Here is a 12,504-nt window from a genome sequence, read left to right as displayed (position 1 = left end):
GCGTGCACGCCTCTTGTGGTTTAATGCGTACCTGTCGGGAAACCGTCTTTATATACGGTCATGAAGGTGAACCAGCCAAATACGGCGAAAGTTCCTATAGCAAAAAGAATTCCAAGTATATTTTTTTCACGGAATGAGCGCACCATTCCGTAAAGCGCTAACAGTGCGATTAATCCAAAGATAATAACCGTGCCCATTATGATTCCCCTCCTTTTCGAAATCGTCCGTATACAAGATTATGTAGAAAACCGACTAATTCCTTTTCATTGTAATCATTTTTTTATTATTTGTCGAGGGCGAAAATACGAATCATCGCAATATATGTCAATGCCCTTTTTTATTGTAACACGTTTTTGGAAAACATGTAAGCGGATTCGCACGCAAATGACAATAAATCAAGGTTGCGGTAAAATAATGATATGCCAATCGCTTTTGTCTGGGGCGGAGAAAGTGGATACAAGCATATGCCCGGTTTGAATAGTTGCTGCTGTATTGGCTGAAAGCAATTTTATTTAAGATAAGGAGGAATCGTCATGAAATGGGAGCGCATTCCGGTTGGGCCGATTCAGGCAAATGCCTACATTTTATCCCGCGAGGATGGGACTTGCGTTGTTTTTGATCCGGGCGGCGAGGGGGACAAAATTGTGCGGCGCATCGAAGAACAGCAATTAACGCCGCTTGCGATTTTATTGACGCACGCTCATTTTGACCATATCGGCGGCATTAATGAATTAAAGCAAAAATGGGAGCTGCCAATTTATATTCATGAAAAAGAAAAAGAGTGGCTCACTGATCCCGCTTTAAACGGATCTGCTTATTTCGGCATCGGGCAAGTTGCCATTCACCATGAACCGACGTGCTTGCGCGGGGAGCAAACGTTACAAATCGGAGCATTTGCTTTTGAATTGTTGGAAACACCAGGCCATTCGCCGGGAAGCATTTCTTATTATTGCAAAGAGATAGAAGCGGTATTCTCTGGCGATGTGCTTTTTTTAGGAAGTATTGGACGCACCGATTTGCCTGGCGGAAATCATGAACAGCTGTTGCGCAGCATTCATGATAAGCTGCTAACGCTGCCGGAAGAAACGCTCGTGTTATCTGGACACGGAAGTGAAACAACCATTGGGGCGGAGATGGATACGAATCCGTTTCTCCATGGATTTTAATGGAGGGAAGGATATATCCTTCCTTCTTTTTAAAAAAGAGCAAATATGCCGAATTTAATCGCTTGCCGCAAAAGCGATGCGGTTTTCTAGAAGCCAAGTCCCGATGATTGTGTAAGGCCGCGATGAGAAAATCGCTTTTGCTGTTCTCATTTTATGCCATTTTTGCGCTTATCTGTTTAAAAACAAAAAAACCCTTCTTTTAGTTAAGAAGGGTTTTTGGGGGATGTTCTATCCATCTATGGGAGGGGATATAGTTAAACTACTATAAACAATATAACAACATTTCCATTATGTCAATAGTAAAAAATAGAAGGAGAAAAAAAGCGAGCGATGAATCCGATTTATCAAGCAATCCAAGCTTCGGCACAGCGGCGCTTATCGTATGCCGATTACATGGAGCTTGCTTTATATGATGAGCGGTATGGTTATTATATGGGGGAAAAAGCGAAGATAGGAAAAGGAGGGGACTTTTTTACGAGCAGCCATGTTTCCCATGTTTTTGGCAAGCTGTTCGCTTCTTTATTTCTTCGCCTTGTTGAGAGAAACCATGTCCCCCCGCATATTTGCGAATTGGGAGGAGGAGACGGCAAATTTGCTCGCGCCGTGTTGAACGAATGGAAGAAAAAAAGCCCCGCAACATACAAGCAGCTAACGTACACAGTGATTGAAACAAGCCCTAAACAACGGGAAAGACAGCTGCAAACGCTTGGCGATGCCTCCGAAAAAGTGAAGCAATATAAAGATATACAGGAATTCCGGCAGCACGCTGCTTCATTTTCAGGAATTGTGTTTAGCAATGAGTTTTTTGATGCTTTTCCTGTTCATGTCATCACAAAGGAAAACGGAACGTTATATGAGCTGTTTGTTGCGGTGGACGGCAACAAATTAGTTGAGGAAAAACATCCGTTAGAAAATGAACGGATTGTTGAATATTTGCGCGAAAGGCAACTTTCTTTAACCGACGGGCAGCGTTTAGAAGTGCCGCTCGCGCTGAAAACGTTTCTTTTGGAGACAGCCCGGTTCTTTCGCCATTGCGTCATGTTAACGATTGATTATGGCTACACGGATGAAGAATTACAATTGCCGGCAAGGAGGCAAGGGAGTTTGCGGGGGTATTATCGGCATCGGTTGATAGCAAACCCGCTTAGCTATCCCGGGGAAATGGATATCACCGCCCATATTCAATGGGATGCGTTGCGGATGTTCGGCGAACAAGCAGGATGGCAATGCGTTTCACTGTTAAGGCAAGACCGCTTTTTGCTTGCAGCGGGGATATTGCAATATTTAGAAGAACATGATGGCGCAAATCCGTTTTCTGAAAAGGCCCAGCAAAATCGTGCGGTTCGTTCGTTAATTATCGATGAAGGGATGAGTGCCGCTTTCCATGTCATGATCCAGCAAAAAGGAGTGGACGTTGATTGGGAACATATATGGGCGCAACGGGAGTTTTTACCATTTTCATAAGCATCGCATAAAAAAGAGCGGGAGAAATCGTCTTCCCGCTCCTTTTCTTATTATTCGCCCATTCCCGGAACCATCATAAATGTTGTCCAATACGTAAACGCAGCGAAGAAAATCGTTAAGTATGCCCCGAAAATATAAATGTACATTCTTTCCGTCAATTTCAAAAAGCCGAGAAGTAAGAAAAACACTGTTTGGCCAAAGAAAATTAATGAAGTCGTATGCATATGTCCGAGATAAAACATCACTGCAAAAATTCCAGTCCAAAATGCAAGGACACGGAACATGCGATCCATTATGTATCCCTCCTTTTTATAAACAAATCCATATCTTTAACTATTATAGTGTACAATTTATGCGAATGTAAATAACGCTTTCAGTAAGAAGTGGTGTTGATGATGTTGGAAATCGGCGCTGGCGGGAAATATAGGCCGCTTTCCTGCCGGTGCGAGAAAAGCGGTGGATTTGCGCATCGTGAAGCGGCGCGCAACATGTTTACTCTGCCATGTTCACACGATAGGAACAACGGTCGCAGCCGTTCGTTATATTTTCTATTTCCGCTAGTTCGATATCCGGGAAAAGAATTTCAAACATTCCTTGCAAAAAGGCGTGATGCATTTGGCAAGTGACTTCGGATTCTTGCATCGCGATTTCTTTAAATGGACAGTTGAAAATTTGCAAATACATTTTCTTTTCTTTTTCATTATATTCCAATGTCGGATAAAATCCTGCTGTTTCTGCCGCATCTTTTATGATTTCCATTTTTTCGGCGAACGTTAGCTGCTGTGGAGATTTGTCATGCGGAATGCGTTGGGCCACGAGTTCTTTTCCAAACGCTTTTCCTGTTTCATAAAGCGCTTGTTTTCCGGCGTTTCCAAGCTTCATCATTGTTTGTATCGCAATTTTCGAAAGAAGCTGATAGTCGCGAAACGGAAAATAAAGTTGGATCACGTCATCCGATAGGCGGTAAAGGCGGCTTGGGCGTCCTCCTTTTCCTGTTTTTTGCGTTTCCGACACAATCATATGCACATCTTCCAGTTTAGTTAAATGAAGGCGCGCGACATTTGGATGAATGTTAAACGCTTCTGCAATTTCTTGAACCGACACTTTTTTATGATTTTTGATAATGTACTCATAAATATGGTAACGCGTTGGATCCGATAATACGTTCGTAATTTTTAATGTTTGGTTCATTCTTTTTTCACTCCTAAAATCAATCATTGTACTTTTATTATAATACAACGGTTTTTTTGAAGGGAATGGTATTTATCGCTGTTATCGTCAATATCGTGAAAATTTCATGAAATATTCGTGAAAATTTTTTATGCTTGAAGCAGGAAAAGAAAAAAACAAGTCGAAATACATAAAAAAGAAAGGGGGAATGGCATGAACAAATGAATGAAATCGAATATCTTGCCGACCGTCTCATCAAAGAAGCAAGTGTGCTTCGTGTGTCTGACATTCACATCGTTCCGCGCAAAGATGATGCAGCAGTGCGTTTCCGGCTTGATGGATTGCTTATGGAAAAAGAAGTGCTCACAAAAGAAATATGCGATCGCCTGATAACCCATTTTAAGTTTTTAGCCGGAATGGACATTGGCGAACGCCGCCGGCCGCAAAGCGGGGCGATGGAAACAAAGCAGCAAGGGGAAATTATTCACTTGCGCCTTTCCACACTGCCGACATCTTACGATGAAAGCCTCGTCATTCGGCTTCTTCCCCAAAATTTGTTTCTTCCTCTTTCACAGCTTTCTTTATTTGCCAATGCCGCAAAAACATTGCTTTCCCTTTTTCAGCAGCCTCAAGGGTTAATTATTTTCACAGGACCAACCGGGTCAGGAAAGACGACGACATTGTACACGTTGCTGCGCGTCTGCCAGTCCAAATGGAACCGCAATGTCATCACATTGGAGGATCCTGTTGAAAAGCGAATCGACAATATATTGCAAGTGCAAATCAATGAGAAAGCAGGCATCACATATGCAAACGGCTTAAAAGCAGCTTTGCGGCACGATCCAAACATTATTATGATCGGCGAAATCCGGGATGCCGAAACGGCAAAAATTGCGGTACGTTCGTCGATGACAGGACATTTGATTGCGTCGACAATGCATACGAAAAACGCGGTGGGAGCGATTTACCGTTTGCGTGAATTTGGGATTCCGCTTCATGATATTGAGCAAACGCTGCTTGCCGTGACAGCGCAGCGGCTTGTCGACTTAGTATGCCCGTTTTGCGGCGAACATTGCTCGCCATTTTGCCGCAAACATCGCCACATTCGCCGCGCCGCCGTTCATGAGCTGTTGTATGGAGATGCGCTGTCTGACGCAATTCAATCCGTGCAAAACGGAAGAAAAACGTATCGTTACTATACGCTGCAAAACGTGATTCGAAAAGGGGTTGCTCTCGGATTTTTGCCGCCGCGCCTTCTTTGCGCCAAGGAGGGAGAAAATGAATAAGCGAAAATGGTCGTTGCGCCAGCAAGGAACGTTTTTAGTACGGCTTGGGAACATGCTTGACAAAGGGTATTCGTTGTCACAGGCGATCGAATTTTTAGAAATGCAGCAACCACTTTCCCACCGCCGGGATTTACAGCGTTGTCTTGATCATCTTCGCTCTGGGCTGCCATTTTACCAATCGCTTGATGCGCTTCATTTTCATCGGGAAGCAATCGGCTGCTTGTTTTTTGCCGAACAGCACGGGGATTTGCCGCACGGAATCGCGGAAGCCGGAAAAATGCTGTTACACAAGGCCGATTATTTGCAAAGGCTTCGGAAAACGAGCAGTTATCCGCTCCTTTTGCTCCTTTTTATGGTAATGATGCTGGCGATGGTGCAACATATGCTGCTTCCGCAATTTTTTAAGTTTTCCGCATCTTTTGCTTCTTCTTCCCCTTCCTTTACCGTCTTTTTCCTTCAAATTATTTCTTTCATTCCCGACATGTTTCTCGTTTTCTGCATTTTGTGCATCGGCTGCTTTTGTTTATATGTTAGCTGGTTTCAAAAACTCACGGTGGCCGCGCAAATCCGCATCATAATGAAAATTCCGCTGATCCGTTCTTTTGCGAGGCTGTACTTTACGCATATGTTCGCGACGCAATTAGGCCATTTATTACAAAGCGGTTTATCGATTTACGAATCGCTGCAAGTATTTGCGCGGCAGGAAAAACTGGCGTTTTTGCAAGAGGAAGGAAAAAGGATGAAGGAACAGCTTGTAAAAGGCATCGCGCTAGATGTGATTCTCTCTTCACGTATGTACTATGAACAAGAACTGGCGCTTGTTGTCCGCCACGGCCAGTCAAACGGGGAATTGGCCAAAGAGTTAAGCCATTATGGCGAGTTTATTTTTCAAACAATGGAAGAACGGATAGAAAAGTGGATGAAATTTATTCAACCGATATTGCTTTCTTTCGTGGGTGTTCTCGTTATTTGCATGTATTTGGCAATTTTGCTTCCAATGTTTTCAATGATGAGCCATTTGTAGGAGGGAATTTCCATGAATGAAAAAGCGTTCACATTGATTGAAATGTTGATCGTGCTAATGGTTATTTCTGTTTTATTGCTTATCGTCATTCCGAATATCACGAAACATAATGGAATGATTAATAATAAAGGCTGCGAAGCGTTCGTAAACACCGTGCAAGCTCAAGTAAAGGCATATGAAATGGAACATAACAAAATTCCGACGATACAGGAGCTCATCAACGAAAAGTATATTAAGTCCGATCAGTGCCCAAACGGACGTAAAATTCAAATCAGCAGCGACGGGAAAGTAAGTGAAAGCGGTGCGTAATCACGGCTTTACCCTTATCGAAATGCTTCTTGTTCTGGCCGCCATCACCGTATTGATGGCGGTATCTCTCCCTTTTTTTGATCGCGCTGCGGAACAAAAAACAGAATGGTATATCCTCACGCAGCTTCGTGATGACTTGTTGTATGCCCAGCAATATGCGATGACACATCAAACGCGGGTAACGGTGACGTTTGCGGAAAACCGTCCGGAGTATTGGATCGCCGAAATGCAAGGAGGGAAAACGATTTTAAAGCGCTCGATCTCCGGAACGTGGAAATTCCAGCTTACTACATTGACAATGCCGCTCATTTTTTTGGAAAACGGCAATGTCAATAAAGCGGGATCGCTATTATTGAAAGGGAAAAACACGACATATAAAATCGTATTTTTATTAGGAAAAGGGAGGTTTTATGTGCAAAAAATGTAATGGCTTTACCTTAGTGGAGGCGGTTTTTGCTTTGGCGCTGCTGCTTGTTGTTACGGCAGCACTGTTGCCTTTATTGACACAAATGATGTTGGAACGCGAAAACATCGCGTTAAAGGCAAAGGCACAGCGCATATTAGATGCGGCATTATATGAAGAAAATATATGGCAAGAAACAACGATAGTGGAGGGGCGAACAACGTTTGTCATTCATTCCGGTTACGAAGAAAACAATATATGGAAAGTATGTGTGCGCTGGAACGACTATGCAGGCCGTAGGGCAGAAAGGTGTGGATATGTCAAACGATGAGCGATTCACAAGAAAAAGGGTTTACTTTTTTAGAAATGCTGCTTGTTATGGCGATCGTTTTGCTTATTACGTCATTGTTGCCGCTTTTTTTAGATGTCCGTTTATTGAAATATGAAAATGTGAATGGATTTCATCACATCGAATGGGAAATTTTCGTACAACAGCTGAAAAAAGAGCTGAACGAGTCGAAACAGTGGAAAAAAAGCGGAACAACGTTATATTTAGAAAAATTTACAGGGGAGCAAGTCAGCTTTGCATTATATCAATCGTCCATTCGCAGACAAGTGAATGGCACAGGCAATGAAACAGCGCTGCAATTTGTCGAAAATGTCACATATATATTGGCAAATCGCGGAATTTTTCTTCGTGTAACATCATCGGATGGAAAAACATATGAAGCGTTTATTTCCCGACTTTTTTAGCAAGGTGGCGATGGTGATGCGGAATCAAAGCGGCATGATTTTTCCGGTGACAGTCATGGTTTCTTTTTTCATTCTGATGGCTCTGTCTCATGTGCTTGCATTGTATCAGGTGGAAATGGAGGCAATCGCGTACGAGCAGCAATCTCGTGAAATGGATGAGATGATGCAAATGGCCGTTTTTGACGTTAAACAGCAGATTGCCGCGTTTTCTGATTGGCAAAGGGATGAAGGTGTGTTCGTTTATCCGCTTGGAAAGGCAAATTATGCATGGGAAAAAATAGACGAAACAAAAATAAAAGCGGCAATTTCCGTCTATTCCGATAAAGGGATTCGCTATAGCGCCACGTTTATCGTTTCATTTCCATCACTTGATATTATCGAGTGGACGGAAAATCATGCACAGTAAACGGTTAACGATGGCGAAACATATGGTATGCCGTAAAAAAAGAGGACACGCATTTGTGAAACTGGATGGCGGGCAGTCAACAAAGCGGTTGCAACGGGGGAACGGGGAGCGATGGAAATGATGTTCGGAAAAGCGGCTCCCTTCTTATGATCAGGAAGCGGAGACGATTAGCAAACCAAGCGGGGGAGAAAATAGTTAAAGAAACCGCGACAATGTTTAAAACAGAAAAAGAATGGAAAAGCTAAGCGAAAAGGAGGCGGCATATATGTCGACAAACGATTACGTTAAGTTTTTCACGCAACAGCTTGTCACTTATATGGATTTGCCGAAAGAGGAGCGCATCAAAAAACGGATGCAGCGCAAACGCGAGAAGCCGCCGCTGTCGTACCGATGGTTTGGGTTGATTCCTATCTCCCTCCGCCTCCTGTTTCGGCGTCATTCGTAAAGGAGCGTTTTTATCATGGACGCTCCTTTTTTAATATGAAAATACAAAATAGAATGATTAGGTGCGGGAATGTAAGTAAAATATCCCGCCGTTAATGACGGAAACGATAATTCTCGGTTTATATTGCTCTTCAAGCGCTTCTTTTTCAATATAATAACATTCCGGTTTTTCTTCCACACCTTCGTAAAAATGATCAAGAAGCGCTAAATCTTCTGCCCATCTTTCTTTTGCCTGTTCCGCCCATGTATGATCATCTTCGGAAATGCGTCTGCGAATGTATTGCTCTAAGCGTCTGATACCGCTCATTGGCTGAATGAGCGGGGAAATTGTAAAACAATAATCTGGTATTTTCGGAATAAGCTTCAATTTTTGCAACCGGTCATGAAATTGTTCGATAATCGTTCCGCTAATTAAATGCAAGCCGAGCGATAATATGCTGTCTTTTCTTCTGTCACACTGGTAGGCAATTTTCACGTTTAATCCGAGCCAAGGATGAAGCGGAATGTGCGACTGTTCGGAAGAAGCTGCTTCCTCATATAACCGGATGAAGCTGCCGCGTTTTTGCGCGGAACGGAAAATTTGGTGCAATCTCGGTGACCCGAAATGCAGCCGTTCCCCTTCTTGAGAGTTTGTTTTCTCCGTTTGCTTTGTAATAAGCGTTAGCTGCATCGGCGCGGGCGTGCCTCCGGTCCGCTCGATATAATGCCAATAAAACGGGCGGTTCATTAATTCTTTATCCATTTCTACTGACAATTGCACTTTGATATATCCGTCATCCGCTTTGATAATGTCGCATTCATTGGCGCGGAAATACCGCTCTACAAATTGTTGTATCTCATGTTGCTGCATATTGTTCCCCTCCTTTGGCAAACTGGTTTGCCAGTTCAATCATTGCGGTAATGTTCTCCATTTTAATTTTCATTTCCCCTTCGCTTTGGGAGTTCAAAAGCGCGTCTTGCAAATAATGTTCCAAATTGGCGAAATTCATTTTTGCCAAAATATCATCCAACTGGCCGACGACCCGTTCGAATAGGCGGATTTTTTCATATAACAATGTCAAAATATGTTCTTCTACGGTATTTTTTACAGCGAAATTGTAAATGTATACATCGCTCGTTTGTCCGAGCCGGTGGACGCGGCCGATCCGCTGCTCGAGCCGCATCGGATTCCAAGGCAAGTCATAGTTGATGACATGGCGGCAAAATTGCAAGTTAATTCCTTCCCCGCCCGCTTCTGTTGCGATAAAAACTTGCGCATGATTTTTGAACAACTCTTTCATCCAGTCTTTTTTCCCGTGTTTAAATCCGCCGCGGAACGGGACAGAAGAGATGCCGTGCTGTTTTAAAAACCATTGTAAATACAGCTGGGTCGCCCGGTATTCAGTAAAAATAATGACTTTTTCTTGAATCGATTGAATGAGTTGCAATGCTTTTTCTGCCTTTGAGTTGGTGGAAACGGCGTTGATTTTTTCCATTATTTTATGGAAAGGATCTGGAATCTTTCCTTCGTGCTTGTCCAGCATGTTTTTAACGGTTACAAATAATGCTTCGCGGCTGCTGCATGCTTCCCGCAGCATCGTTATGAGTGAAAACGGCTGGCCCAATAACAGCGTTCCGTCGTATTTTAACGCTTGAACCGCTTCATACAACTCCCGTTCCTCTTTCGTAAATTCAATAAGCACCGTTTTTACGTGGCGCTTCGACCATTCGATGCCGGTATCTACGCGGCGGTTGCGAATCATCACTTTATTCACAAGTGCTTTTAAATGTTCATTTGTTTGGAGAGTGCGCGTTTTTCCGTACGTTTTTGCAAAATATTCTGCGTTTCCTAAATGCCCGGGCTTCAGTAAGGAGACAAGGTTAAACATTTCTTCAATGCGGTTTTGAATCGGCGTCGCCGTTAAAAGCAAGCAAAATTTCTTTTTTAAATGTTGGACGAACTGATAATTTTTTGTTTTATTGTTTTTCAGCTTATGCGCTTCATCAATAATGACCATGTCGTATTGCTGCTTGTAAATGATTTCCCGGTGCGGGCTTTTTTTGGCCGTGTCGATCGAGGAGACGACGACGTCGCATTGTTCCCAAACATAGCTTTTTTTCTGTTGCACCGCAGGAATGAAAAACTTTTCATTCAGTTCCATTACCCATTGCGATACAAGCGAGGCAGGAACGAGAATCAGCACTTTTTTAACTAATCCGCGGATCATGTATTCTTTTAAAATAAGCCCTGCTTCAATCGTTTTGCCAAGCCCGACTTCATCAGCGAGAATCGCTTTTCCGTTCATATGTTCAACGACTTGCCTTGCCACTTCCAGTTGATGCGGAAGCGGGGTCAAATGCGGCAAATGTTTTGGCGCCTGCAGGCCGTCAAATTCGGGCACGCTTAAATGCATAGCGGCTTCCAGCGCTAACTCATACATTTCCCAGCTTGCCCATGGCCCGTCTTTTTCGACCCGTTCGATAAATTCCTTCTTCCATGTTTCGTCCATTTCGATGCCGACCATTGTATCCACTCCCTTTGGTATTTTACGAACATTATGTTTACATATTTTTAAAATATACGTATATAAAATGTTATTTATCGTTTCATAATAATAAAAAGTTCGGTTATTTTTTTATTGCCGTGATCGATTTGTTGATGGTAGTATATTAATAAAGTTAGAAAGTTAAAATTTATTTTGCGATTTTTTACTAATAGTGTGCCCATTTTCTTGAAAATTATATATGGTCGCGGATGAGAACAAGGGGAGAGACTACGTCATGTAGCGCCGAAGGAGCAAGCGGAAACGCGAATCTCTCAGGCAAAAAGACTCTTGTTTGACGCAGCTCTGGAGAGTGTTCACGGCCAGTGAACCACCAAAGAGGAAACCTATTGCCAAATAGGGAAACTTTCAGGTGCCAGGACAGAGCCTTCACTCATCGTGAGAGTGGGGTAGTCTGTCCTTTTTTGCATGGATTAAAAATTCAGGAGGGAACGCAATGCTAAAACGCACGCCGCTTTTCGCTGTTTATGAGCGTTATGGAGCGAAAACCATCGATTTTGGCGGATGGGAGCTCCCTGTCCAATTTTCCAGCATTAAAGAAGAACATGAAGCAGTGCGCACGCGCGCCGGCTTATTCGATGTATCCCATATGGGTGAGTTTGTTGTCAAAGGGAGCGACAGCCTTGCGTTTTTGCAAAAAATGCTGACGAATGATGTCGCGAAATTAACAGACGGCCGTGCGCAATATACGCTGATGTGTTATGAAGACGGCGGAACGGTAGATGACTTGTTAGTTTATAAAAAAGCGGACGGCCATTATCTTCTTGTTGTCAACGCTGCCAATATTGAGAAAGATTTTGCCTGGCTGAATGAACACTTGATTGGCGATGTCGAGCTGGCCGATGTTTCTCGGGAAACCGCCCAGCTTGCTTTGCAAGGACCGCTTGCGGAACAAGTGCTGCAAAAATTAACCAATATTGATTTATCTGCGCTCAAGTTTTTTGCGTTTCAGGACAATGTCTACCTTCAAGAAGTGAAAGCGCTTATTTCCCGCACCGGATACACCGGTGAAGACGGCTTTGAAATTTATTGCCGCGCAGAAGATGCCGTCGCGCTTTGGGAAGCGATTTTAGCGGCAGGCAAAGAAGAAGGCGTGCTTCCATGCGGACTCGGTGCGCGCGACACCCTCCGGTTTGAAGCAGCATTGCCGCTTTACGGCCAAGAGCTGGCTAAAGATATTACGCCAATTGAGGCAGGGCTTGGATTTGCGGTGAAAACGAACAAAGATGCTGATTTTATCGGAAAAGATGTGTTGAAAAAACAAAAAGAAGAAGGAACAGCAAGAAAACTGGTTGGCATCGAAATGATGGACAAAGGCATTCCGCGCCACGGCTATAAGGTATTTGCCAATGGGGAAGAAATCGGCTTTATTACGACGGGAACGCAATCGCCGACATTAAAGAAAAATATTGGTTTAGCGCTGATAAAATCGGAATTTACTGAAATCAATGCGGAAGTGGAAGTCGAAATCCGCGGCAAACATTTAAAAGCGAAAGTAGTTGCGACGCCGTTTTATAGGCGAGCGAAGTAATCAAG

At 43.4% G+C, this 12,504-nt stretch carries 16 protein-coding genes and 1 riboswitch; of the genes, 11 read left to right on the top strand and 5 right to left on the bottom strand.

The genetic code is table 11. The features are described from left to right. Positions 1 to 20: 20 nt before the first annotated feature. Complete coding sequence (locus AOT13_RS19185) at positions 21 to 197, bottom strand: DUF2759 domain-containing protein (protein WP_013400388.1); 177 nt, start codon at positions 195 to 197, stop codon at positions 21 to 23. Positions 198 to 533: 336 nt separating this feature from the next. Between AOT13_RS19185 and AOT13_RS16705 the strand changes: the two genes are divergently transcribed. After that, positions 534 to 1,166 carry an MBL fold metallo-hydrolase gene (locus tag AOT13_RS16705; RefSeq protein WP_003249173.1) on the top strand — a complete coding sequence of 211 codons (633 nt, stop codon included), beginning with the start codon at positions 534 to 536 and terminating at the stop codon, positions 1,164 to 1,166. 330 nt (positions 1,167 to 1,496) lie between these two features. Continuing rightward, on the top strand, positions 1,497 to 2,630 hold the full coding sequence (locus AOT13_RS16700) for a class I SAM-dependent methyltransferase (protein WP_003249175.1): 1,134 nt from the start codon (positions 1,497 to 1,499) through the stop codon (positions 2,628 to 2,630). 50 nt (positions 2,631 to 2,680) lie between these two features. Here the strand turns inward: AOT13_RS16700 and AOT13_RS16695 are convergent, their stop codons facing one another. Together AOT13_RS16695 and AOT13_RS16690 are read right to left on the bottom strand one after the other, a co-directional pair. Continuing rightward, the gene (locus AOT13_RS16695; RefSeq protein WP_003249178.1) at positions 2,681 to 2,923 is read right to left on the bottom strand and encodes a DUF2626 family protein; all 243 of its coding nucleotides are present in this window, start codon (positions 2,921 to 2,923) and stop codon (positions 2,681 to 2,683) included. Positions 2,924 to 3,122: 199 nt separating this feature from the next. Beyond that, positions 3,123 to 3,821 carry a helix-turn-helix transcriptional regulator gene (locus AOT13_RS16690; protein WP_003249180.1) on the bottom strand — a complete coding sequence of 233 codons (699 nt, stop codon included), beginning with the start codon at positions 3,819 to 3,821 and terminating at the stop codon, positions 3,123 to 3,125. 200 nt (positions 3,822 to 4,021) lie between these two features. Between AOT13_RS16690 and comGA the strand changes: the two genes are divergently transcribed. The 8 genes from comGA (at position 4,022) to AOT13_RS16645 (ending at position 8,426) form a co-directional block, all read left to right on the top strand. Beyond that, complete coding sequence (gene comGA / locus AOT13_RS16685; RefSeq protein ID WP_003249181.1) at positions 4,022 to 5,086, top strand: competence type IV pilus ATPase ComGA; 1,065 nt, start codon at positions 4,022 to 4,024, stop codon at positions 5,084 to 5,086. Next, entirely contained in the window at positions 5,079 to 6,110 is a 1,032-nt protein-coding gene (comGB, locus tag AOT13_RS16680; protein ID WP_003249183.1) for a competence type IV pilus assembly protein ComGB, read from the top strand. Before comGA ends, comGB begins: the two co-directional genes overlap by 8 nt. 12 nt (positions 6,111 to 6,122) lie before the next feature. Next, entirely contained in the window at positions 6,123 to 6,419 is a 297-nt protein-coding gene (comGC, locus tag AOT13_RS16675) for a competence type IV pilus major pilin ComGC (RefSeq protein ID WP_003249184.1), read from the top strand. Beyond that, complete coding sequence (gene comGD, locus AOT13_RS16670) at positions 6,403 to 6,846, top strand: competence type IV pilus minor pilin ComGD (RefSeq protein ID WP_003249186.1); 444 nt, start codon at positions 6,403 to 6,405, stop codon at positions 6,844 to 6,846. Before comGC ends, comGD begins: the two co-directional genes overlap by 17 nt. After that, entirely contained in the window at positions 6,830 to 7,153 is a 324-nt protein-coding gene (comGE, locus tag AOT13_RS16665) for a competence type IV pilus minor pilin ComGE (RefSeq protein WP_003249188.1), read from the top strand. The genes comGD and comGE overlap by 17 nt, the downstream gene beginning before the upstream one ends. Next, on the top strand, positions 7,150 to 7,575 hold the full coding sequence (gene comGF / locus AOT13_RS16660; RefSeq protein ID WP_003249190.1) for a competence type IV pilus minor pilin ComGF: 426 nt from the start codon (positions 7,150 to 7,152) through the stop codon (positions 7,573 to 7,575). The genes comGE and comGF overlap by 4 nt, the downstream gene beginning before the upstream one ends. A gap of 16 nt (positions 7,576 to 7,591) precedes the next feature. Further along, positions 7,592 to 7,981: a competence type IV pilus minor pilin ComGG gene (gene comGG / locus AOT13_RS16655; protein ID WP_003249192.1), complete on the top strand. Its 390-nt coding sequence runs from the start codon at positions 7,592 to 7,594 to the stop codon at positions 7,979 to 7,981. Between the two features lie 265 nt (positions 7,982 to 8,246). After that, complete coding sequence (locus AOT13_RS16645; RefSeq protein ID WP_003249195.1) at positions 8,247 to 8,426, top strand: YqzE family protein; 180 nt, start codon at positions 8,247 to 8,249, stop codon at positions 8,424 to 8,426. Positions 8,427 to 8,483: 57 nt separating this feature from the next. Here AOT13_RS16645 and AOT13_RS16640 read toward each other — a convergent pair whose 3' ends face one another. Then, a complete protein-coding gene (locus AOT13_RS16640; RefSeq protein ID WP_003249197.1) occupies positions 8,484 to 9,275 on the bottom strand; it encodes a YqhG family protein in 792 nt (263 codons plus the stop codon). After that, positions 9,262 to 10,929, bottom strand: coding sequence for a DEAD/DEAH box helicase (locus AOT13_RS16635; RefSeq protein ID WP_003249199.1), 1,668 nt, complete (start codon positions 10,927 to 10,929; stop codon positions 9,262 to 9,264). Before AOT13_RS16635 ends, AOT13_RS16640 begins: the two co-directional genes overlap by 14 nt. Before the next feature lie 230 nt (positions 10,930 to 11,159). Then, a riboswitch (glycine riboswitch) is annotated at positions 11,160 to 11,248 on the top strand. A gap of 156 nt (positions 11,249 to 11,404) precedes the next feature. On the opposite strand from AOT13_RS16635, the gene gcvT reads away from it, so the two are divergent. Continuing rightward, positions 11,405 to 12,499, top strand: coding sequence for a glycine cleavage system aminomethyltransferase GcvT (gene gcvT / locus AOT13_RS16630; protein ID WP_003249201.1), 1,095 nt, complete (start codon positions 11,405 to 11,407; stop codon positions 12,497 to 12,499). The last annotated feature ends 5 nt before the right edge of the window (positions 12,500 to 12,504 follow it).

This window comes from Parageobacillus thermoglucosidasius (assembly GCF_001295365.1).
Lineage (GTDB): Bacteria > Bacillota > Bacilli > Bacillales > Anoxybacillaceae > Parageobacillus > Parageobacillus thermoglucosidasius.
This window is presented reverse-complemented; position numbering and strand designations above follow the sequence as displayed.